The sequence below is a fragment of the Agrobacterium albertimagni AOL15 genome (assembly GCF_000300855.1).
GTDB lineage: Bacteria > Pseudomonadota > Alphaproteobacteria > Rhizobiales > Rhizobiaceae > Allorhizobium > Allorhizobium albertimagni.
On record NZ_ALJF01000006.1, the window covers coordinates 12,885 to 34,591 of the forward strand.

Consider the following 21,707-nt stretch of genomic DNA (forward strand, 5'->3'; position numbering starts at 1 on the left):
AATCTCCTTATCGTTTTAGCTCGCATTGATATTCACCCAGCCTTGGCCTCTACGGCCGAAAGGAAGGCTTCAAGTTCGGCGGCGGTGGATGTCCGACTTTGAGCCCCTTCAGCTGTCGTAGTCAGACTGGCTCCGACTGCGGCATAGCGTGCGGCATCGACCAAGGGGCGGCCGTGCAACCAAAGGCTCAGGAAAATGCCGGCAAAGGCGTCGCCGGCACCGGTCGCATCGACGCGGCTGACCGGCAATGCAGGCACCTCGATCGGCGGACCGCCGCTCTTGCGGAAAACCACCGCACCGAACTCACCTATCGTCAGGACGACGTCTCCACGGCGTTTGACGCGCATTATCAGGCGCGCCGCCTCGTCAATCATCGATGCGAGCGGCGTGCGAATGGAATAGATCTCCCTGAAGATCTCGTCGTTGATAAATGTGAGATCCACCTGAGCGATCAAACGCTCAAAGGCGGCAGGATTGCGTGATGCCTCAGGCAGGCCAGCAGCGTGCAAACTGACGGTCCATCCAGCGTCGTGAAAGCGGCCGATCGACGCCATCATCCGTTCATAGTGAAAGCCCTCGATATGCAGGCAGGACCGGACCTCACTTGGCGTGATGTCCATGTTCGTGGTCAGATCGATTTCGCTGAGTTCGAAGGTCTCGTGGATGATGGTTCGGCCACCATTGGCTTCGATGATGACCATTGCACGCGGCAGGCGGTTCTTGGCTGGACGCCGGATCGGCAGCACGTTGACCCCGTGCGACAGGAGCTCAGCCATCGCCCATTCGCTGTCCGCATCGTCGCCGACAGCCGTCGCGAGGTCGACTTGCAGAAGAAAGGGTGCACCAACCGCAGCCGCCGCAACCGCCAGGTTCGCTGCCGGCCCACCCAGTGCCTTGTCGATGTGACTGGCGGCCACGCGGTCGTCACGATGAGGTAAAACCGGCACTCTGCAGAGATAGTCCACACAGATATGTCCGACGACGAGCAGTCGCGGATTCCCCTCGGCAGCCCTAGTCGTCTGGGCCGACAGCAGGGGTAACGATCGCGCGAACACGCTCGGTCGATAGGCCAGCTTCTGAATCGTCGCCTGGATCTTCTCAGCTGTCGCCGGCTTGACCGGCACTGTCCCGTTCAGGAAATTCGACACGGTTCCGACCGAAACTCCGGCGGCACGCGCTACATCCGTGATTGTGGGACGGCCTTTTTTCATCGTTCTCTCGCCAATTGAAGCGCTTCAAGCGTATGAGCGGATCCTGAACCGGTCAAAGAAACGACAATCTATAATTCCCGGAAATTTTCCCGAAGCATTCCCAAAAATGACGAATATGCAGAAACAGAATTCCCAAAATTGGATTATTGAAAATATTTCAATCCGATTGATCGGCGACCGAAAAGCGACCCTCGAGCAACGAAAGCGTCGCCTGCCCTAACACTTCACAGCCGACAATGATTCCTGATGGCTCCACATGTTCGGCTTCGTTGTGACTGAGCCCATCGCGGCAAGGCACAAAGATCATCCCCGCTGGCGCGATGCGGTTGACAAACAGCGCATCGTGAAACGCCCCGGACAGCATCGGCATACTCTCGACCTTGCAGACGGCCGCAGCATCCTTGATCACCTCGCGCAATGGTTCAGAGAACACGCAGGGCGGCATATCGAAGACACGTGAGAACTGAGCACGGCAGCCGTGGCTCTCCGCTTCCTGACCGATCCGCGATTTCACGAGTTCCTCGATCTCGTCCAGCCGCCCTGGATCGGGATGCCGAATATCGACTGTACAGCGAACCTCCTCGGGAATCGCGTTGACAGATCCTGGCTCGGCCGAAATCCGACCAATGGTGAAACGGGCATCCGGATCGCCGGGCATGACGGCTGCGTAGAGGCTCGACAGGGCAGCCGTCAAAGCGTGAAGTGGGTCGCGACGCCAGGCGAGGCCCGTCGTGCCGGCATGGGCTGTCTGGCCCGCAACCGTCACATCCAGCCACCGTGTCCCCTGGATGCCTTTCACGACACCGATAGGGATACCGGCCGCCTCAAGCGACGGCCCTTGTTCGATATGCACTTCGAGATAGGCATCGATTGGAAAGCCGAGCGGCAGCATGGCAACCTCTGGCAGGCTTGCGATCGTCAGCGCCAATTCTTCTGCAAATCCCGCTCCGTCCGTGGCGACCTTGTCACCCCAGTTGGCGGGGATCATGCCTTCAGAAAACGCCATGGATCCCATGCAGCCTGGCGAGAAACGGCAGCCTTCTTCATTCGTCCAGGAGACGACGACAACCGAGCGCTCGCACTGAACATCTTGATCCTCCAGACTTTCCAGGACCTCAAAGGCCGATAGCGTCCCCAGCGCCCCATCGAAGCGACCACCTGCTGGCTGGGTGTCGAGATGGCTCCCAATCAGCAAGGGAGGCAGCGTCGCATCATGCCCCTTGCGCCACAAGAAAAGGTTGGCCACCGGATCCTGAAAAACCTCAAATCCCCTCGCAACAGCAAGCTCTGCAAGAAGTTTCCGCGCGCGCCGGTCGCCTTCGGTCAGGGCCTGGCGATTGACGCCCCCTTTGGCTGTACCGCCGATTTCGGCAAAAGACTGAAGGCGGGCCAGGAGCCGTCCGCCATTGATTGTCAGCATGGGGGCTCCTCCTCAAAGATAGGGTGCGTCGTGGAAGGCTATCTCCAGCGACTGTGCCTGGCCAAAGATGGCGCTCAGACGCGACCGCTCAGTCTCGCTCATGCCCTCCCCCGCCCGATCCAGTTCAGCCTTCAACCAGAGTGCCTGAGCTGCAAAATCCGGATGCGCGTGCAGGTCCACCCATTCCTTCAGCAAGGGATCGCTGATCTGCCGCGCCGCCGCCTGCCTCGACCAGGTCCAGTACATCCACTCGGCTGCAAACATCGCAGCGACCGTGTCGAGGTAACCGCCGTCACGCGCAATCGCCAACATGCCGTCCTGAAACGCCGCCACTTCCGGTATCGCATGATCGAAGGCTTGAGGATCGATGCCACGCGCAGCAAAGGTCTTCTCGAAATAGGCAATCTGCTGGTTGGCGAGCGCATCAAGAACACCGATCAGCCAGCGCTTTTGCGCCATCGTCTCGGCCTTGGCAGCGGCGAAGGCGAAGATCGAGATCGCCGTGTCGACGAAGGCGCCTTCAAAGACGAGGTAGCGCTCGAAAACCTCAGTCGGAAGCCGATCGGCCTTGATGTCCTCGACGAAGCGATGGCCAAGCATCGCATCCAAGACTTCAGCATTCTCACGTAGGATCTGCTCGGAAAGCGTTTCCACCATCTCAGGTCTCCAGACCCGGACGCGCGGCTTCGACAAAGGCTTTCACCCGGGCAAGTTCAACCGGATTCCACCAGACACCGCCTTCCTTCAAGGAGGAGGCGACGATCACGCCATTGGTCCGTTTGAGAATTTCGAGAATATTGTCTTTCGTGACACCGGACCCGACCAGGAGAGGCAGATGGGTTGCCGCACCGATGGTCTCGATCTCCTCCACCGTCGCCGAATTTCCGGTCCGCTGACCTGTGGCGATGATGACGTCGGCATCGAAGAAGGCGAGGTCGCGGGTGAGCTCCTCGATGCTGCGGTCAGCCGTAATGGCGTGAGCACCGTGCTTGACATGGCTGTCAGCGAAAACCTTCACATGTTCGGCACGCAAGGCGGAACGATAGCGCATGGCTTCGGCCGCACGGCCCTCCATGAAGCCTTCATTGGCGACATAGGCATTGGCCCACTGATTGACGCGAATGAAGCGCGCGCCACCGGCCATGGCGATGGCGAAAGCCGGGATCGGGGCATTGGCAAGCACATTGATGCCCATGGGAACGCCGGTCGCACGCCCGATACGATCGGCGACGACCGACATGAAGGCGGATGTTTCAGGCCCTATGTCGTCAGGCTTGGAGAAAGGAATATCGCCATGATTTTCGATGATCAGACCATGCAGGCCGCCCTCGATCAAGGCTTCAGCATCACGCATGGCGACGTCGTAGATTGCGTCGACTGACGTTCCCCGGTAGCGCGGCGCGCCGGGAAAGGGCGCGCAATGGATCATCCCGATCAGCGCCTTGTCAGTGCCGAATATTTCCCTTATGGCGCTTGAATTGTTATCCGAAATCGTCTGCATTTTCATTTCCTTCCGAAGGCCAGCAATGCCTGCCAATGTTCGTGCTCATGTGATCGGTAACGTCGCTGTCGACGAGACCATATCCGTTTCGACCATGCCGGAAGCCGGGGCTTCCATCCTCGGTCGCGAAGAAACGCGTGACCTTGGTGGCAAGGGTGCAAACCAGGCGGTGGTCATGGGCCGCACGGGTCTGCCCACCACCCTGGTCTCGGCCGTGGGCGAGGATTTCCGCGCCCAGACCATTCGCAATCAGCTGGCGCTAGAGCCAGTCGATACCAAGCTCATCACCTTGGCCGGTCGCTCCAGCGACTTTTCCATCATCTTCACGACCCCGGATGGCGAAAACGCCATCGTCACCACCACGGATTCAGCAGGCTCACTTGCGCCAGAAGAAGCCGTCACGGCCCTTGACGGTGCCACGGCCGGCGACCTTGTGGTCCTGCAGGGCAACCTGAGCGAGGCAACCACGCGTGCCCTTTTGCAGGAAGCCCGCCGTCGCAAGCTGGTGACCGCCTTCAACCCCTCGCCGCTGAGGCCGTATTTCGGGGCCTTCTGGCAATTGGTGGACATCGCCTTCTTGAACCGGGGCGAAGCAGAGAGCCTCACTGGTTCTTCAAACGGTGCTGCGACTGACTGGCTGCTCCAGGCCGGCGTCGCCCACGTCGTCCTGACACTTGGCGGGGATGGCGCGCTGCTCGCCAGCCAGGGTAAACCCGTATCAAACATACCGGCTGTTTCTGCCAAGGCCATCGACACCACCGGTGCCGGCGACACCTTCATGGCCGTCGCTCTGGCGTCGGCTGCCTTGCGCGGCGTCGAACTCGACAGACGCGCCATCAGCCATGCGGCAGCGGCTTCGGCCTTGACCGTGAGCCGCCGCGGCACACGGTCAGCCTTCCCCACCAGTGAAGAGATGCGGTCCATTCTCGCGGGCTGAGACCCGCTTTGATGAACCACAGCGTTCTCAACCCTTTTCGCTAAGCCAACCCAGGATGTTCTTCCACAGTCGGCCATAGCCCTCCCATTCGCAAAATGCGGGCGACAGCCAGTGGGGACCGATATCGGACGTCCAGGCAGCGCTTCTTCCATTGCCGAACTTGCCCGTAACCAGCAGAGGATGGCTGCCCTGCTCGTCAGGCAGACGAGCGATCACCTCGACATCGGCGCGGTCCCGCACCTCGACCTCGTTGACGCCGAGAAGCACGGGCCACTCGCCCTCCATACCCGCCACCGTTGGATGGTCCGCCTTGACGATGACGGCCCCCGTTCCCTCCGGTATCTCGACGCGGTCATCATAGGGCAAGCACGTCACCGGAAGCACATCTTCGACGGGTGTGCGACGCCAACGGGCCTTGCCGTCGATACCCTGGAAGGAAAAATAGCCGCCGACCATCAACAGGCCGCCGCCTTTTTCAACCCATGCCTTGATCAGTTTCAGTCTGTTCGGCACCGTCCTGGAATGCAGCCAGACGGCTGGCGGCAGCAACAGGGAGTTGGCGCCAATGTCCGAAAGGATGATCACGTCATAGGCGTCCAGCCCCTCCATATCGAAGGGGAATTTTTCCACGGCATCGTGCGCGGTCATGTAGGTCAGATCAAACTCGCTGCCCTCAAGCGCTTTGACGAGTGGCTCTGCACCCAGATGGAACGTCACGCTGCCAAACTGGTCAAACCCTTTGTAATGGGTGGCCGAACTGACCCAGCTTTCGCCGACGAGTAGAACTTTCTTTGTCATCTTGTCTTCCATGGTTTGTCGTCTGTCGGTCAGGCTTTCGCCTCGAAGACCGATCTTGGATTGTCACGCATGAGGATCTCGAGCTGGCGATCGCTCAGGCCGTGACGCTTCAGTCGCGGCAGAAAATGCTTGAGGATGTAAGCGTATCCATTGCCACCGTACCGGGTCAGCATCATCTTCACGAAGACATCGTGGGAGAGCAGAATACGGTCGATAAGCCCCCTCTCGACCAGCTTGACGATCGCACGCGCAGCCTCTTCGTCGCTCGGGCATTGCACCTGCTGGTCGGCATAAAAGAAATCCATGCCGATCATGTCGTATTCCAGGAAGGCTCCGCGTATCGCGAGCTCCTGCTGATAGGTCAGATCGTCATGCGAGGGGTTCATGTGGCAAAGCACGGTATGACGGAGCTCTGCCCCCTCCTCCTCAACGACATCGAGCACCTTGTGCCCAAGGCGAAACCAGCCCGGCAGATGCACCATCAACGGCAGTCCCGTGCGCCTTTGCGCACGCGCTGCTGCCCGCAGTGATTTCTCTTCCTGTGCCGTGAAGTCCGAGGAAACACCAATCTCACCGATCAGTCCGATCTTGATATCGGTGCCGTCCACGCCAACGACCGCCTCCTGGACGATCTCATCGGCGATCTGGTCGATCGACATGTCGGCCACCTTGGCCGGATGTGAGGAGCCAAGGTAATAGCCAGCACCCATGACGATGTTGAGACCCGACGCCTCGGAGATGCGTCGCAGCGCTCTGGGATCTCGTCCAATCCCTTGACAAGTCGGCTCAACGACGGTCCGACCGCCATGCGCGGCGAAATCCTTCAATTCAACGATCGCCAGAGGCTCGTCATCCAGCGTGATGTTGTGCTTGTTGACGAAGGGGTCCTGTCGCAGTTCGGACAGGATCTCGATGCACACAAAGCTGTCAGCCAGATACTGGCGTTCTGGCGTTTTGGGAGCGTGCCACCAGCAACGGCAATCATTGAGGATATGCTCGTGCATCAGGGTGACACCGAGCCCGGAGGCAGGGATGGCACCAGCCACCGTCATGACGTTGCCCGAGCGGGTATGACCTTCAGATAATTCGCTCATTGCCTTCACCTCGTCTTTGCGCCGAAGCGAAAATTGGTTGTGAAGATCTTGGTGTTGAGCCAGATAGCCACGAGAATGATGGCACCCGTCACGATCTGAGTGAAGAAGGGCGAGATATGCATCAGGATCAGGCCGTTGCCGATGACGGCAATGGTCAATGTTCCAAGCACCGTGCCCAGAATGCTCCCGCGTCCCCCCATCAAAGATGTTCCACCGAGAACCACGGCCGCGATCACCTGCAGTTCGAACCCGACCGCAGCATTGGATGAACCTGAGCCAAGCCGAGCGGCGATCAAAAGCCCCGCCACGGCGCAAGCGATACCGGAGACCATGTAGACGGAGGCAACAATCCATTTGGCCGGCATGCCGACACGCCGTGCCGCTTCGAGATTGGAACCGACCGCGACCACCTGCCGCCCATACTTGGTATAGGCGATGATGATATAGCCGATCACTGCCACCAGCACCGCGATCAGTGCGGGGACCGGGATGCTGAAGAGCTCGCCACGACCAAGCCAGAAAAAGCCCGGGGCGTCCTTGATGGGGATTGAGTAGCCCTGTGTCAGCCAGAGGGCAAAGCCTCTGAGAATAGAGAGACCGGCCAGCGTCACGATGAAGGCCGGAATTCCCTGATAGGCGATGAACCAGCCCTGCGCGATGCCGAGCAGCGCTCCGAAACCGATCATGCCGGCGAGAACCAAGGGCCACGGATAGCCAATGGCAAGCAAGATCGCGGCGACCGCATTCACGAGTGCAACCTGCGAACCGACGGACAGATCGATACCACCGGTGATGATGACCAGCGTCATGGCAACTGCCACGATCAGGATCGGTGCTGCCTGACGGACGACATTCAAGATATTGCCGAAGGTCAGGAAGGTATCGGTCATGGCCGAAAAGAAGAGGAGGCAGGCGATGAAGAAGACGGCAATGGACATCACCTGTGCATGTTCAGACACGAAGTCGGCGATCGGCGAGCCGGACGCGCGTTCAGTATAGGCGGTCAATGTCTCTGCCCTCCGACGATCAGTTGCACGAGGTCCTGGAGGTCCGTGTTGGCGATATTGCGTTCAGCAACCTTGGTGCCTTCATACATGACGGCGATGCGGTCACAGACGCGGAAGAGATCCTGCAGCCGGTGGGTGATCAAAATGACGGAAACACCCTTCGCCTTTACCCGGTTGATGAGATTGAGCACGGCCTCGACTTCAGCCACGGCCAGAGCCGAGGTCGGCTCGTCCATGATCAGGACCTTGGGATTGAAGGATGCAGCGCGCGCGATCGCGATTGCCTGGCGCTGGCCGCCCGACAGTTTCTCGACCTTTGCATTGAGCCTTGGTATCCGAATTTCGAGCGCATCCAGCATTGCACGCGCCTCGGTCATCATTCGAGTCCGATCGAGAAACAGACCCTTGGTCAGTTCTCGCCCGAGGAAGAGGTTACCGACAACATCGACATGGTCGCAAAGGCTCAAGTCCTGAAACACCATCTCGATGTTGCGATCACGCGCATCGGCGGGTCCGCTGAATTGAACCTTTTGGCCGTCGACGGTGATCGTCCCGTCATCCGGGATATAGGTCCCGGAAATCACCTTGGTCAGGGTCGATTTTCCGGCTGCATTGTCCCCGACCAGGCCTAAGCACTCGCCGGGATAGATATCGAGATCGACCCCGCGCAAGGCCTGATGCGATCCGAAATTCTTGCGGATGCCCTTGAGTGAGATACGGGGCTGGCGAACCGCGCCTTCGCCGGACCGATGGGGGAGGATTTCTCCTCCCCCCGACCCTGCGACAGCGGTTGGGTGCTGTCTGTCAGAGATCATTTGAAGATGGCCCGGTACGGTTCGACGTTTTCCTTGGTGACGATGGTGATCGGAACGGAGATCGTCTTCTCCACCGTGCCGCCATCCGAGATCGTCTTCAGAGCGTCGACGGCTGCCGCACCCATGGCCGCAGGATCCTGCTGGATGACTGCGGTGACATAGCCCGCATCGATCCCGGCGATGGCCTGGGCGGTCAGATCCCAGCCGAAGACCTTGACGTCAGCCTGCTTGCCCTGGCTCTCCACGGCAGCAATGGCCCCCATCAATGCGGGTTCGCCCGTCGCATAGACGGCCGTCATATCCGGGTTGGCGGTGATGAGGTTCTCGGCTGCGGCGAGTGCCGTGTCCTGGACGTTCTGACCGTCGACGACGCCAGCGGTGGTCACACCTTCGGCAGCCTTCACCGTAGTCTCGAAACCTTCCTGCCGGACATTCTGGATGGCAGAGTTCAAGGCACCGACGACGCCGTACTTCACGGAGCCGCCCATGCTGTTCTTCACATAATCGATGAAGAATGCGCCCATATCGGCACCAGCCTTGGCGTTATCGACACCGATCTGTGCCATTTGCGGCCCTTCAGGCAGGATCGCATCGATGGCAACCACCGGAATTCCGGCGGCGGCCGCCTGCTGGACGGCAGGCATGATCCCGTTCACATCAATTGCGACGACGGCGAGACCGTCGACCTTCTGCTGGATGTAGGTCTCGATGGCACTGTTTTGTGCGGCCGGATCGTTGTTGGCGTTGAAGATCACCAGTTTCGCACCGGCAGCTTCCGCAGCCTTTTGCGCTCCCTCGTTCATCTGGTTGAAGAACAAGGCCTGCTGGTTGATTTGAACGAGTGCGAAGGTTTTTTCGGCCGAGTGAGCGATCGAGCCGAATGAAATGCTTGCAAATGCTGTTGCTGCGAGTGCGGCAGTCACTGTTCTGCGTGTCAGATGTGTCATGTTCTTGTCCTCTGGTTCGGTTCAGCTTCGTTGCTTTTTATGGTTTCGCCGGCGGTGCAACGGAATGCCGCACGACGATTTCGACAGGCAGCAACTCCTCGGAAGCCAGGCTTTCTGAAGTCTGCCAATTCGTTTCAAGAAGAAGCGCCAGCGCACGCTCGCCAAGTGCCCTGACCGGCTGGCGTATTGCAGTGAGCGATGGTGAAAAGAGATGGAGCGGCCCGACATCGTCGAAGCCGATCACAGAGATCTCATCCGGGATGGAGACGCCCTGAGCTCGCAAGACTTCAACCAGTCCGATCGCGATCTCGTCGGAGCTGGCAAAGATTGCAGTCGCCGGCATTCCTTCTGCGATGAAGCGCCTGGCTGCCTCGCGGCCGAACTCGACGGAGAAACTGCCTTCGTAGCGGGCAACGTCGAAGGGCATACCTGTCTCCAGCAGCGCCCTCTCCAGCCCCCTGTAACGACGGCGGGTGCTGATCATGTCCTGCGGACCGCCGATGTAGACAATTCGCCGATGACCATGCTCCGCAAGGTGGCGCCCTGCCAGATATCCGCCTTCCTCGTTGTCACAGAAGAGCTTCGGAACAACAGCATCGGGCACGTCTTCATCGACGATCACGACCTTGCCAGTCTGATTGATCAGACCGGCCAGAACGCCATCGTCGGGGTGATTGGTCACAAAGATCAGTCCGTCGACATGATTGCGGGCAAGCGCAGTCACATAGGAAATCTCGCGCCCGGGACGATTGAGCGTAACATGCAGCGACAACGACAGCCCCCGCTTGTCGGCCTCCTGCTCCACTGCAGCAACAAGCGTTGCGAAGAATGGGTTGGCGATATCTGGAACGACGAGACCGATTGTATCGGAGCGACCGCGGCTGAGGCGGCGCGCATGAGGATTGGGCTCGTAGCGCAAGTCGCGGATCGCAGTCTCGATCCGCTCTCTGGTCTCTGGCGGCAGCTGGAGCGTGCCGTTGAGCAGGCGGGAGACTGTGGCCACCGAAACGCCGGCGGCTTCCGCCACGTCCTTCAGGCTTGTCGCTGCCGTCCTTGCCATCCCGTTCAACACCCCTATTGCCGATCAGGTAAACCGCTTAGTAAAGCGGTTTAGTAAAACGCTTTACTAAACCGCTTTACAGTGCCACCGGCTTTTGGCTTGTCAAGAACAAATTTGAAGGACACGCCGAGGTGACTGCTTCTTTTTTTGGCGAAATTTCCCAGTGGCGAAAACTAAGTCACAACATGGCGCCCGGGAAGAACTTGGCTCAGGCAGCCGATGGCAAGTAAGCCCGACACGGCAACGAAAGCGGTCCGGGGCTTTTTTGTGTCATCCATCTGACGCAGTCCCAAGCGGTGCGAGCGACCCGAAAGCAGGGGTATCTTGCTGCGAAGGCAGAAATAAGCATCGGGGAGATGGTCTCGATGACGCGCGAAACCGCGCCGATCCCGATCCTTTATTCCACCACACTCCCCTATGCTTCCTTGGGACGCGAGGCAGTGGACGGCACCCTGGCCGCGGCCTCCGAGGCCAACGCAAGCACGGACGACCCGTTTCGCCTTGAACCCAAGATTGCAGCCCCTAGGGGGCGCGCAGAACAATACGCCTCGCTGGCTGACGCGGCCATTCGTCAACAAGGCTGGCGCCATGTGATCGGCAAGATCACATCGTGGAGCCGCAAGGATGTCCTGCCGGTCATGGAACGACATGGCTCCGCTCGGAGCTGTTTTGAGGAGCGCCCTCAATTCGCCCAAAGTCAAATTCTGATGCATTATAACGCATCAGAGTTTGATTTTGATGCGCCATACTACATCACCTTGAGAAAACGGTGATCATGTGATATCGCAAAAGACATCAAATGAGAAAAATGATGCAGAAATAAACATCGATGAAATATGAGACTCAGGAGATCGCGGATCGCCTACGCGAAGCCAGAGAAGCAAAACAGCTCAGCCAACGTGAGTTGAGCCGGTTGGCTGGCGTCCCGCAAGCGCAGATTTCGCGGATCGAATCCAACAGCGTTGATCTGCGCCTGTCCAGCCTCGTCGCGATCGCCAGCGCATTGGATCTGGAGATCGCCTTGGTACCACGCAAGGCGGTGCCTGCGATCAAATCGATTACGCGTCAGACCACCGATCGCAAAGTGAACCAACCGCCCGCGATCAACAAGGAAATGCAGCGATTGCAAAAGGCGGTTCGCGCCCTTCAGATCGAGGCGCCGACCTTGCCGGAGCTGGATGAGCTGCGCAAAGCCACGGCAGCACTCCAGCGTCTCCAGATAGACACGCGGTTTCTGGGCAATCTCCGCTCACTGCGCCAAATGATCGCCCACGCCAAACTGACAGAGCACTGGAAGGGCATATTGGACGCGACCAGCAGCATGAGAGCGCTCCGCAACCAGATCGCCCAATTCGAGCCGACGAGCGAACAACGCAGCGCCAATCGTCCCGCCTACTCGTTAGATGAGGAGGATGACGATGCCTGATCTATCTGTTTTGAGTGTGCGCCTCTATGGCGAAGACATCGGCACCATCACCTATGTCGGAACCGAAAAAACGCTCTTTGCCTTCAACGATGCCTATGTCGAAAACCGAGACAGACCGACCCTCGGCCTCCAGTTCAAGGATAGCCTCGGCGACCTGATCACGGACTTTAGGCCGTATAAAATCAAGCTGATGCCCTATTTCTCGAACCTTCTACCAGAGGGGCATCTGCGCCGGTATCTGGCCGACAGGGCTGACATCCATATTGACCGCGAGTTCTTCCTCTTGTGGGTGCTCGGGCAAGACCTGCCCGGCGCGATCACCGTCGTCCCGGCAGACGGTGAAGAATGGCCGGACGAAGCACACAACATCCTGGAAGGCGAAGCCGCAAAGGAAGCTGCCGAAGATGCCATGCGGTTTTCATTGGCGGGTGTGCAGCTCAAATTCTCGGCGGTTCAAAGCGCCAGCGGTGGCTTGACCATTCCGACCAGCGGCGTCGGCGGCAACCGGATCGTCAAACTCCCCTCGCGCGAGTTTGCAAACGTTCCGGAAAACGAATTCTCGATGATGAGCCTTGCGAGGATGGTCGGGATCCACGTGCCAGCGATCGGGCTGATCGATGTGCGATCGATCGGCAATCTGCCGGACGGTATTGAGAAGATCGGGCAACAGGCCTTTGTCATCGAGCGCTTCGATCGCAATGAGGATGGCAGCGTGACCCATATCGAGGATTTCGCGCAGGTCTTTAACGTCTACCCTGAGGACAAGTACAAGAAAGCCAGTTACCGCAATCTGATATCGGTGGTCGCGTCTGAATCCGATCAGGACGATGTGGCCGAATTCATTCGCCGCCTGACATTCAATGTCCTGATCGGCAATGGCGACATGCATCTGAAAAACTGGTCGCTGATCTATCCTGATCGACGAAACGCCCGCCTTGCACCTGCTTATGACTTCGTGTCCACGATCCCATATATCGCCAATGACAAGTCCGCGCTGACCTTCAGCCGGACGAAGGAGTTCACCGGGTTCACAACGGACGAGCTGGCCCACCTGTCTGCGAAAGCGAACCTTCCCAAGAAACTCGTCCTTGATACGGCCAAGGAAACCGTCGCGCTTTTCATGGAGCGATGGGAGGCCGAAAAGTCCAACCTTCCTATGCACCAAGATGTTGTCGAGGCCATCGACAAGCATCTTAAGACGCTGCCTGTCGTCACCGGCAAAGAGTGAAGAATGCGGCTCACGCCGCATCCTCTATGTCGTGACGCTTGGCAGCCAGAGACATCAACCAGTTGCTGGCCTCAGAGGCTTTCGACGCTGCGGTGAACACCGCCTTCTTGTCGGACTTCATCACGGTCAACCAGTGCTTGATGTACTGGGCATGATCGAGACGCGGCTCGGGTACCAGACCGAGATCGCCGCACAGGAAGGCAGCCCCCAGTTCGGCGACAAGCTCTTCCATGGCATAGGCTTCAGTGCCAAATCTGCCGGAAAGATCGCGTGAAAGTCGGCTCTTTGCGCCTGACCAATGAGTCAGCTCATGACATAGCGTGCTGTAAAATCCTGCAGCAGCACTCGTGGTGGCAGTGTCCGTGAAGCGGCGACGCTCCGGCATGCGGATCATGTCAGCCAAGGGAACATAGCAGGCCTTGTCACCACCTTCTTCGATCACGGCACCGGTTGCCTTGACGAAGGCTTCGGCAAGAGCGATCGGATCGAATGCCGGCAGATCCGGGATATCCACTTGATCAAGAGGGAAACCATCGACCTGGGCGGCATTGAAGACCCAGCTGGCACGCAGAACCTTACGTTCGGCCTGCTCGGCCTCGCCGGTCTGGTCATTGACCTGCTCGGCATCGAAAGTCTTGTAGAAGACGACGAGGGAGGATTTCTCGCCCTTGCGCACCTGGCAACCGGCCTCTTGCCACTGGCGGTATGTGCCCCAGACATTGGAGGGATAGTCTGAAGCCTGGGCCGCGACCCAGAGACTGACAATGTTCACGCCGTTATAGGGCTTGCGCGATGCGACATTGACGGGACGTGCGAAGCTTGTCGCTGTGTTGGCGATCCAGGGGAGCTGGAACTCGCCTGCGTTTTCGAGAGCATCGACGATGCGGTTGGTGACTTCCTGATGGACATCGAATTTGGATGACGATGATTTCGACATGATTGTCTCCTTTCGCTGTGGAGACCGCGACCATCGCGGCCTGATGGCGTCCGGAGAGACAGGCCAGAACAGCCCATGCACCCCGAAGGGGCGGGCGAAGCGAAAAGACGGTGCATACCGTTGCATGGGATGGGAGGGGCTGTCAGGAACGCCTAAAGAAGGCAGCTATGGCCGTGGCTCTTGCGACAGGGACGAAGCTTGATCAGCAAGCATCGAATTTTTGGGCAAACATCATGAAGCATCTCGTCATGTGCACGCGTAGAGCTTAGCGTCATGACATGAGCAACAGAACAACCGACGAGGCCTTGAGACCGCATGGCGCTTGAGCCGGTTTCAGCCACAGCCTGATGTTGACGTTCGGCAACGAGAAGAACAGAAAGGTTGCACCACACCAACCGCCAATGCACGGATCCAGAAACGCTTTGCCATTCCGCTTCGTCCATACAGCAGACATTCATCTCGATTCCCCCCTCCGCTCGCTGGCTTTGCGCAATGCCGAGCTTGCGGAGCTTGTTGGCGATGCGAGCCGTCAAGCGCTGACCGCAATCATCGATCTCTGCCTCGATGAACAGGTCGACGCCTTGATCATCGCAGGCGATCTCTATGACGGCGATCAGACATCGATGAAGACGGCGCGGTTTCTCGCAGGACAGCTGGAAAAACTTCATCAGGCGGGCATCCGCACCTATCTGATCAAGGGCAATCACGATGCTCTGTCGAAGATTGCCAAGGAATTGGTCCTGCCGGACACGGTCAAGATATTCGGAGGCAATGCTGAGGCGATTGAAATCACCGCTGGGGGCCTGCCGATCGCACTTCACGGATTGAGCTTCGCCAAGCCACACGCGCCTGAAACGCTGCTGCCGAGATACAGACCACCGGTGCTGGATGCGGTGAACATTGGCATCATGCATACCAGTCTTGCAGGATCTGTTGGCCATGACGCCTATGCGCCCTGCAATGTGATCGATCTTCACGCATCCGGCTTCGACTACTGGGCGCTTGGTCACATCCATCAACGCACCCACCATGCCGGGAAAGCCACAGTCATCATGCCGGGCATGCCCCAGGGGCGCGACATCAACGAGGCTGGCCCGAAGTCCGTATCGATTGTGACCGTGGCAGATGATCGAACGATCACGGTTGAGGAGCGGCTGACCAGCATAGCCCAGTTTCAACGTGTTGAGGTCGATCTCACAGATGTTGTGGAATGGCGCGATGCGGCCGGAGCAATCGAAACGGGACTGGCGGCCGAGCGTGAGCGAACTGCATCAGCGCACCTCGTTGCCCGGCTGCGGTTGACCGGTCAGACCCCTCTTGCCTGGCAGATCCGCCGCGACCTCGATCTCATGCTGGCCGAGGCTGAGCAACGCGGAGATCGGATCGGCAAGACCTGGATCGAGAAGCTGGAACTGGCGATTGACACGCCTCAGTCAGCCCCCGACAGCCTTGCGGCCAATCCCGTCGTTGAACTTGGTGCTCTGATGCGCGAGGAAGTGACCACTCGAAGCGGCTTCCGCGACGAAGTGAGGGATATGGTCCGTGAGCTTCTGAGCGACCTTCCAGCCGAATGTCGCGACTTCGCCGGGCGCGACGAAGCTGCCTTCGAGCGTTTCGTGGACAGCCTTTTGGCCGAGGGGTCAATTGATATCGCTGCGCGGATGATGGCGGCCGAGCGAGGAGGCAACTGATGCGCCTTCGCCGACTTGATCTCAGCCGCTATGGAAAATTCACCGACCATTCCATCGATTTCGGTGCAGCGCGACCCGGCATACCAGATCTGCATATCATCTACGGACTGAATGAAGCCGGGAAATCGACAACCTTTTCAGCCTTCCTCGATCTGCTCTATGGCATCGGCGAACGCAGCCCTTACAATTTTCTGCATCCCTACAACACGATGAAGATCGGGGCGCGTCTCGAGTTCGATGGGGCTGAGCACGAGGTCGCAAGGCTGAAGCAAAGGAGCGGTAGCCTCGTCGACGAGCGTGGTCAGGCTTTGAATGAGGCACTGCTCCTGGGCGCGCTCGGCGGCATCGGCCGGGAGGCCTATCGGACGATGTTCTCACTCGATGACCAGTCCCTCAAGGAGGGCGGCAATGCCATCATCCAGAGCAAAGGCGAGCTTGGAGAACTGCTGTTCTCAGCAAGCTCTGGGCTGGCAGGGCTCAGCAAGTCACTGGCAGCAGCGGCCGACGAGGCGAACCAGATCTACAAGAAGCGATCGTCCAGCACCAAGCTTGCCGAACTCAAGAGGGCGCTGGACACACTGAAGGTCGAGCGCAACACGATCGATACTTTGGCGTCGACTTATGCAGGCTTAAAGACAGGCCATGACCAAGCCGATATGGCCTACCGAACGGCAACGAGGGAGCTTGGCGAAGCGCAAGCCAGGTATCAGGAACTGACGCGCCTGCTGAACGCCCTGCCGGCTCAGCGTGAGCTCACCAGGCTGAATGGTGAACTGGCTGCGCTCGGTGACGTGCCGCGCCCGCCTTCTGAATGGTTCAACCTGCTGCCAAAACTGTTGCAAGATGAGATCCGTCTCTCCGCAATCGTTGAGATCGCCGACAGGGCGACCCGACAACTGGTCGAAGAAATCGAAGAGATTGTCCTTGATGACAAGGCCGCTACCATTGCGGCGCATATGGACACGCTGGATCAAGGGCGCGCGCGCTACCTGGCTGCGGAAGCCGACCTGCCCAAGCGCCGACTTGCACTGGCAGAGCAGGAAGGTGCCCTTGCCCGGCTTCTCAGCGATCTCGAGCAGCCGGAACACCCGGACCCGGCCGCTCTTCTTTTGCCAGCCTCCTTGGTTGGCACACTGAGGGATCTCATTGAAGAGCGCTCCGGCGTCGATGCGAAGCGCACGGCCGCCGAACGGGAACTCATGCGCTCACGCGAAAATCTCGAACGTCTCCGGGCAGAAAACAAAAGCGCGGGCATTGCCTCGCATATCAATCACGCCCATCTCAGCCGCCTCGAGGCGGCACACGCGCAACTGACTGGCTCTGATCTTCCAGCCAGGCTTGTCATGGAAGAACGCAATCTCGCTGAATTACGTCGTAGCTACGAAAACACGATTGCGCAGCTGGCACCCTGGACCGGAGACGTGGAGGTACTCAAGCGCACCGCTTCAACCGAACCGCGTCAGATCGAACTCTGGCGCAGTCAGGCAGTCGCGATCGAGAGACGCATCTTTGACCAAGAGGGCCGGATCCGCGACCTTGAGGTGGAACTTGCGCAAACAAAGGCGCGCCTTGCGACCTGTGCCAGCGACGCGATGCTGGATGACGGAGAGGCTGCCAAACTTCGCGCCGAACGCGATGCAGCTTGGCAGACGCATCTGGCTTCCTTGGATGCCGCGAGCGCGAAATTCTTTGAAGCCCGGATGCTTCGTGATGACGCCATATCGGCCTCACGATTGTCGCGGGCCAAAGAACTGGCTGAGCTGCGCCAGTTGCGCCAGAGTGAGGCGGCAGCTAACGTGGCGCTGGAGCGACAACTCGCTTTGTTGGCAGAGGCGCAAGACGAGCACGACAAACTCGTACAAAAGATCAAAGCACTCTTGCCCGAGGTCATCAGTCATGACGTCAGCGCCAGCGAGGGCCTGGTCACGCTCGAAACGTGGATGGCACGACGGGCCGCAGCGCTTGCCGCCTGGCACAGGATGAACGAGAGCCAGGAGGCTATCGAGCCGCTGCGTGCCGAGCTCAAGCAACTGGTCGAAGCCGTGGTTGCCAGCCTTGCTGCAGCCGGCATCGAGGCCGCAGATCCGTCGGTCGCAGCGCTTGTCCAGACCGCAGCCGGCGCTCTTTCCGAAGCCCGGGCCGAACGCACGGCACGGGTCACACTTGAAAAGGCGGTCGCCGACATTGAGCGTGACATCAGGGAACGGGAGCGTGACAAACACGAGGCAGAGCTACGGAGTGACGCCTGGCACAAGGACTGGATCGACACGCTGTCTCGCACATGGTTCGCCGACAAGGCCGGCTCGATCCCGGCAGTCAGAGCGATTTTAACCGCTGTTGGCACCCTCCCCTCTGTCTTGAAAGAGCGACAGGATCTCTTGAGCCGTGTCGCGGCAATGGAGCGTGATCAGGTGCAGTTTCGCGAAGCGATGGAAAGCTTGCTGATCGAATGCAAAGAGCAAACTCCAACCAAGGATATAGTGACTGCAGCCAATGCACTCACGCAGCGCTTTGAGGCAGCGAAGCTGGCCGACCGGCTTCGTGATGGCAAACAGGCCGAACTCGAAAAGCTGAAAGAGAAGCGGCTTGGCCTCGAGGAGGAGCTGGCCGTACATAAAGCCCGCCGAAACGAGATGACCCGCTTCTTCGAGGTGGACGGGCTTGCCGAGGTCGAAGCCTTGCTGGCTCAGGTCAGGGAGCGTGATCAACTGGAAAAGCGCATCACCGAAGTGCGCCACCAGATCATGGACGCGCTGAGAATGGCAAGCTTCGACGAGGCTGCGACACGGCTGGGGGAAATCGAGGCCGACCAGTTGGAACGCGATAGCATGGAGCTGGAGCGACGGATTGAGGATTTGACCGAACAGTCCAAGCAGCTCTACGCTGAAAGGTCTCTGGCACAGCAAAAGCTGGATGCCGTTGGCGGCGATGACGCGGTCGCTCGCATCGAGGCACGGCGCCGCACCCTCCTTCTTGAAATTGAAGACCATGCCCGCAGGCATCTCATACTTCGCACCGGCACACTTGCCGCGGACCAGGCGCTGCATCTTTACAGGGATCGACATCGCAGTGCGATGATGCGCCGCGCGTCTGACGCATTTCGGTTGATCACCGGCGGCAATTATGCCGGTCTGACGACCCAACCGGATCGTGACCGCGAGATCCTGATCGGCGTCACACGGGATGGCGGCTCAAAACTGGCAGATGCCATGTCCACCGGAACGCAGTTCCAACTCTATCTTGCGCTGCGGCTGGCAGGTTACGAGGAATTTGCGGCGATCCGACCGCCCGTGCCTTTCGTCGCCGACGACATTATGGAGAGCTTCGACAATCCGCGCTCGGAAGAAGTCTTTCGGCTTCTGAGCGAGATGGCGAAGGTGGGGCAGGTCATCTACCTGACCCATCACTGGCATCTTTGCGAGATCGCCCAGCGGGTGGTACCCGACGTGACGATCCATCACCTCAACTGAGACTTTGAAGCGCCCAAGCCCGATTGCCTGATGAGGCGAAGTTCTGCGCCGGTACGATCTTGAGAGCAGGCTACATCAAAGCTTAACCTGACGAGCGACGACGGTTCTGCAGCAACTGCCTTGCTGCAACCGGTGCCATCAGCAAAATGCCAATCAATGTTGCGATCAAATCGGGCGCAACCAGCAAGATGGCAGCAAGAACCAGGCCGGCGCGTTCGTACCAATGGAGCGGTGCGAACAGCCAGTTGGAGACCGCCGCAGCCAAAGCCCAGATGCCGAGGATTGTGCCACCGAATGCAAGGAAAAACGCGGTCCAGGTGAAGTTATCGGTCACCAGCAGCAAGGCTGGCTGGAAGGCGAACACGAAGGGGACCAAGGCCTTGCCCATGCTTAGCCTGAAGGCGGTATTGCCCGCCTTGAAGGCATTGGCATTGGCGATGCCTGCGCCGGCATAGGCCGCCATCGCAACCGGCGGCGTCACATCGGCGAGCACCCCATAGTAAAAGACGAAGAAATGCGCGACCAGCGGTTCTACGCCCAGGAGACCCAGGATTGGTGCGGCAACAGCAACCATGATGATGTAGTTCGCCGTTGTTGGAATGCCGCATCCCATCAGGATACAAACAATGGCCGTCAGGATCAGGGTGAACAGCAGCGTCAGCGTCGGAACGCCCATCAACTCAAAGGGCAGAAAGTCTAGCAAGCTGTGAATGGAACTGGCCCAATCCTGGGCAATGCCCGTGACCATATAGGCGACTTTGAAACCAACGCCGGTTAGCGTCACCACCCCGATGACAACGCCCACAAGTGCTGCGGCAGCGGTGACGGAGAGTGATTGCTTGGCGCCAAGGATGAAGCCTTCCCAAACCCCATGGGCTGCTCCGCGCAGGCCATCGGCTACACCACTTGCGCGAACCTGCTGGATGATGAGAACCGCGATACAGGCCGTTATCGACCAGAAGGCGGCAGAAAACGGCGTACGTCCAGACAACAGGATTGCAATCAGAACGATGAGTGGCGCGACCGAAAGCCAGCCTTCTTTGAGGACCTTCCAGGCATTCGGCAATTCAGCCGCCGACAGACCGCGCAGGCCGAGCCGCCGGGCTTCCAGATGCACTTGAACGAGCACGCCGAAAAAATGCATGAAAGCCGGCACCAGGGCCGCGGTCAAAATGGTGGTGAGCGGAAGGCCTAGATATTCGATCATCAGGAATGCCACGGCGCCCATGACAGGGGGCGTGATTTGACCGCCTGTCGAAGCTGCCGCTTCAACGGCCGCGGCAAAGTGGCGGGGATAGCCGATGCGGATCATGGCCGGAATGGTCAGCGCGCCTGTTGTGACCGTATTGGCGATCGACGATCCCGAAATCGACCCCAGCAGGGCCGATGAGAGAACCGATACCTTGGCCGGACCGCCAGCGTACCGGCCAGCAAGGGCCGATGCCACGTCAATGAAGAGCTGCCCCAAACCAATCCGGGTTGCCATCACACCGAACAGCACGAAGTGAAAAACATAGGTCGCAATGACACCAAGGGCGGTGCCATAAATTCCTTGAGACGTCAGGTAGAGGTGGTTCACGATGCCGGACCAGCTGGCGCCTGGATGCACGAAAATGCCAGGCATCGCCCTGCCGAAGTAGGCATAGCCGATAAACAGGAGAGCGATCACCGGCAGCGGCCAGCCCATGGAGCGACGGACCGCTTCCAGAAGTACGACGATCAGGACAGTCCCCATGATGACGTCGATCGGCAAGGGATTTCCGACGCGGAAGGCAAGGTCGCTATAGATCCAGGGAACATAGAGAGCGGCGATCAGGCCGGCGATGCCGAGTATCCAGTCGACGAGCGGCAAACCTAAGGGAGTGAAGGCACCCGGCTTCATCTCCTTCTTGCCGAAAGCCGAGAAGCTCAGGAAGACGACCAAAAGCGTGACACCGAGATGCAGACCCCGATGCACTGTTGCCTGAGGGATACCAAAGCCTGCAGTATAAAAATGGTAGCATGACAGGAGGAACAGGACCGTCGCCGTGATGACGGTCAGGGGCCAGACCAGCCGGCGAAAACGGAGCTCAGGATCGAATGTCTCCTCGATCTCCTGCAATTCATCCGCAGTCAATTGACGGACCGACTTGCCCTGATCCAGCTCTTGTTTATCCACGCTCATC

The 21,707-nt window shown here is 59.0% G+C and carries 18 protein-coding genes; 6 read left to right on the forward strand and 12 right to left on the reverse strand.

Going from position 1 to position 21,707, the window contains the following annotated elements; genetic code table 11:
* Positions 1 to 32: 32 nt before the first annotated feature.
* The 4 genes from QWE_RS07095 to QWE_RS07110 all read right to left on the reverse strand — a co-directional run bounded on the left by QWE_RS07095 (position 33) and on the right by QWE_RS07110 (position 4,132).
* Positions 33 to 1,211 (reverse strand): carbohydrate kinase family protein, encoded by a 1,179-nt coding sequence (locus QWE_RS07095; protein ID WP_006725422.1) that lies wholly within the window; start codon positions 1,209 to 1,211, stop codon positions 33 to 35.
* Between the two features lie 157 nt (positions 1,212 to 1,368).
* Complete coding sequence (locus tag QWE_RS07100) at positions 1,369 to 2,631, reverse strand: Zn-dependent hydrolase (protein ID WP_006725423.1); 1,263 nt, start codon at positions 2,629 to 2,631, stop codon at positions 1,369 to 1,371.
* Positions 2,632 to 2,643: 12 nt separating this feature from the next.
* A complete protein-coding gene (locus tag QWE_RS07105) occupies positions 2,644 to 3,288 on the reverse strand; it encodes a TenA family protein (protein WP_006725424.1) in 645 nt (214 codons plus the stop codon).
* 1 nt (position 3,289) lies between these two features.
* Positions 3,290 to 4,132: a BtpA family protein gene (locus tag QWE_RS07110; protein WP_006725425.1), complete on the reverse strand. Its 843-nt coding sequence runs from the start codon at positions 4,130 to 4,132 to the stop codon at positions 3,290 to 3,292.
* Between the two features lie 25 nt (positions 4,133 to 4,157).
* On the opposite strand from QWE_RS07110, the gene QWE_RS07115 reads away from it, so the two are divergent.
* A complete protein-coding gene (locus QWE_RS07115) occupies positions 4,158 to 5,069 on the forward strand; it encodes a ribokinase (protein WP_006725426.1) in 912 nt (303 codons plus the stop codon).
* Positions 5,070 to 5,096: 27 nt separating this feature from the next.
* On the opposite strand, the gene QWE_RS07120 is transcribed toward QWE_RS07115, so the two are convergent.
* From QWE_RS07120 to QWE_RS07145, 6 genes are read right to left on the reverse strand one after another with little or no spacing between them, the layout of a single operon-like run.
* Complete coding sequence (locus QWE_RS07120) at positions 5,097 to 5,867, reverse strand: glutamine amidotransferase (protein ID WP_006725427.1); 771 nt, start codon at positions 5,865 to 5,867, stop codon at positions 5,097 to 5,099.
* A gap of 29 nt (positions 5,868 to 5,896) precedes the next feature.
* Positions 5,897 to 6,961: a phosphotriesterase family protein gene (locus tag QWE_RS07125; RefSeq protein WP_006725428.1), complete on the reverse strand. Its 1,065-nt coding sequence runs from the start codon at positions 6,959 to 6,961 to the stop codon at positions 5,897 to 5,899.
* A 5-nt stretch (positions 6,962 to 6,966) separates the two neighbouring features.
* On the reverse strand, positions 6,967 to 7,968 hold the full coding sequence (locus QWE_RS07130; protein WP_006725429.1) for an ABC transporter permease: 1,002 nt from the start codon (positions 7,966 to 7,968) through the stop codon (positions 6,967 to 6,969).
* Positions 7,965 to 8,783 carry an ATP-binding cassette domain-containing protein gene (locus QWE_RS07135; protein WP_006725430.1) on the reverse strand — a complete coding sequence of 273 codons (819 nt, stop codon included), beginning with the start codon at positions 8,781 to 8,783 and terminating at the stop codon, positions 7,965 to 7,967. The genes QWE_RS07130 and QWE_RS07135 overlap by 4 nt, the downstream gene beginning before the upstream one ends.
* Positions 8,780 to 9,730, reverse strand: coding sequence for a substrate-binding domain-containing protein (locus QWE_RS07140; RefSeq protein WP_006725431.1), 951 nt, complete (start codon positions 9,728 to 9,730; stop codon positions 8,780 to 8,782). The genes QWE_RS07135 and QWE_RS07140 overlap by 4 nt, the downstream gene beginning before the upstream one ends.
* A 37-nt stretch (positions 9,731 to 9,767) precedes the next feature.
* Complete coding sequence (locus QWE_RS07145) at positions 9,768 to 10,790, reverse strand: LacI family DNA-binding transcriptional regulator (protein WP_006725432.1); 1,023 nt, start codon at positions 10,788 to 10,790, stop codon at positions 9,768 to 9,770.
* 365 nt (positions 10,791 to 11,155) lie between these two features.
* On the opposite strand from QWE_RS07145, the gene QWE_RS07150 reads away from it, so the two are divergent.
* From QWE_RS07150 to QWE_RS07160, 3 genes are read left to right on the forward strand one after another with little or no spacing between them, the layout of a single operon-like run.
* Entirely contained in the window at positions 11,156 to 11,563 is a 408-nt protein-coding gene (locus tag QWE_RS07150; protein ID WP_040299715.1) for a transporter substrate-binding protein, read from the forward strand.
* A gap of 56 nt (positions 11,564 to 11,619) precedes the next feature.
* Complete coding sequence (locus tag QWE_RS07155; protein WP_006725434.1) at positions 11,620 to 12,216, forward strand: helix-turn-helix domain-containing protein; 597 nt, start codon at positions 11,620 to 11,622, stop codon at positions 12,214 to 12,216.
* Complete coding sequence (locus QWE_RS07160; protein WP_006725435.1) at positions 12,209 to 13,444, forward strand: type II toxin-antitoxin system HipA family toxin; 1,236 nt, start codon at positions 12,209 to 12,211, stop codon at positions 13,442 to 13,444. The genes QWE_RS07155 and QWE_RS07160 overlap by 8 nt, the downstream gene beginning before the upstream one ends.
* 10 nt (positions 13,445 to 13,454) lie before the next feature.
* Here QWE_RS07160 and QWE_RS07165 read toward each other — a convergent pair whose 3' ends face one another.
* Positions 13,455 to 14,381, reverse strand: a complete 927-nt coding sequence (locus QWE_RS07165) for an ArdC family protein (protein WP_006725436.1) — start codon at positions 14,379 to 14,381, stop codon at positions 13,455 to 13,457.
* Positions 14,382 to 14,803: 422 nt separating this feature from the next.
* Here QWE_RS07165 and QWE_RS07170 point away from each other — a divergent pair, with 422 nt between their 5' ends.
* Together QWE_RS07170 and QWE_RS07175 are read left to right on the forward strand one after the other, a co-directional pair.
* The gene (locus tag QWE_RS07170) at positions 14,804 to 16,072 is read left to right on the forward strand and encodes a metallophosphoesterase family protein (protein ID WP_006725437.1); all 1,269 of its coding nucleotides are present in this window, start codon (positions 14,804 to 14,806) and stop codon (positions 16,070 to 16,072) included.
* Positions 16,072 to 19,542 carry an AAA family ATPase gene (locus QWE_RS07175; RefSeq protein ID WP_006725438.1) on the forward strand — a complete coding sequence of 1,157 codons (3,471 nt, stop codon included), beginning with the start codon at positions 16,072 to 16,074 and terminating at the stop codon, positions 19,540 to 19,542. Before QWE_RS07170 ends, QWE_RS07175 begins: the two co-directional genes overlap by 1 nt.
* An 82-nt stretch (positions 19,543 to 19,624) precedes the next feature.
* Here QWE_RS07175 and QWE_RS07180 read toward each other — a convergent pair whose 3' ends face one another.
* Entirely contained in the window at positions 19,625 to 21,706 is a 2,082-nt protein-coding gene (locus tag QWE_RS07180) for a TRAP transporter permease (RefSeq protein ID WP_006725439.1), read from the reverse strand.
* Position 21,707: the final 1 nt, after the last annotated feature.

Bases quoted from the DNA above. Each gene is read 5' to 3' on its own strand.
- QWE_RS07175 (WP_006725438.1), top strand. From the start codon at position 16,072: ATGCGCCTTCGCCGACTTGATCTCAGCCGCTATGGAAAATTCACCGAC.
- QWE_RS07100 (WP_006725423.1), bottom strand. From the start codon at position 2,631: ATGCTGACAATCAATGGCGGACGGCTCCTGGCCCGCCTTCAGTCTTTT.
- QWE_RS07165 (WP_006725436.1), bottom strand. From the start codon at position 14,381: ATGTCGAAATCATCGTCATCCAAATTCGATGTCCATCAGGAAGTCACC.
- QWE_RS07140 (WP_006725431.1), bottom strand. From the start codon at position 9,730: ATGACACATCTGACACGCAGAACAGTGACTGCCGCACTCGCAGCAACA.
- QWE_RS07115 (WP_006725426.1), top strand. From the start codon at position 4,158: ATGCCTGCCAATGTTCGTGCTCATGTGATCGGTAACGTCGCTGTCGAC.
- QWE_RS07155 (WP_006725434.1), top strand. From the start codon at position 11,620: ATGAAATATGAGACTCAGGAGATCGCGGATCGCCTACGCGAAGCCAGA.
- QWE_RS07110 (WP_006725425.1), bottom strand. From the start codon at position 4,132: ATGCAGACGATTTCGGATAACAATTCAAGCGCCATAAGGGAAATATTC.
- QWE_RS07135 (WP_006725430.1), bottom strand. From the start codon at position 8,783: ATGATCTCTGACAGACAGCACCCAACCGCTGTCGCAGGGTCGGGGGGA.
- QWE_RS07125 (WP_006725428.1), bottom strand. From the start codon at position 6,961: ATGAGCGAATTATCTGAAGGTCATACCCGCTCGGGCAACGTCATGACG.
- QWE_RS07160 (WP_006725435.1), top strand. From the start codon at position 12,209: ATGCCTGATCTATCTGTTTTGAGTGTGCGCCTCTATGGCGAAGACATC.
- QWE_RS07180 (WP_006725439.1), bottom strand. From the start codon at position 21,706: ATGAGCGTGGATAAACAAGAGCTGGATCAGGGCAAGTCGGTCCGTCAA.
- QWE_RS07095 (WP_006725422.1), bottom strand. From the start codon at position 1,211: ATGAAAAAAGGCCGTCCCACAATCACGGATGTAGCGCGTGCCGCCGGA.
- QWE_RS07150 (WP_040299715.1), top strand. From the start codon at position 11,156: ATGACGCGCGAAACCGCGCCGATCCCGATCCTTTATTCCACCACACTC.
- QWE_RS07145 (WP_006725432.1), bottom strand. From the start codon at position 10,790: ATGGCAAGGACGGCAGCGACAAGCCTGAAGGACGTGGCGGAAGCCGCC.
- QWE_RS07105 (WP_006725424.1), bottom strand. From the start codon at position 3,288: ATGGTGGAAACGCTTTCCGAGCAGATCCTACGTGAGAATGCTGAAGTC.
- QWE_RS07120 (WP_006725427.1), bottom strand. From the start codon at position 5,867: ATGACAAAGAAAGTTCTACTCGTCGGCGAAAGCTGGGTCAGTTCGGCC.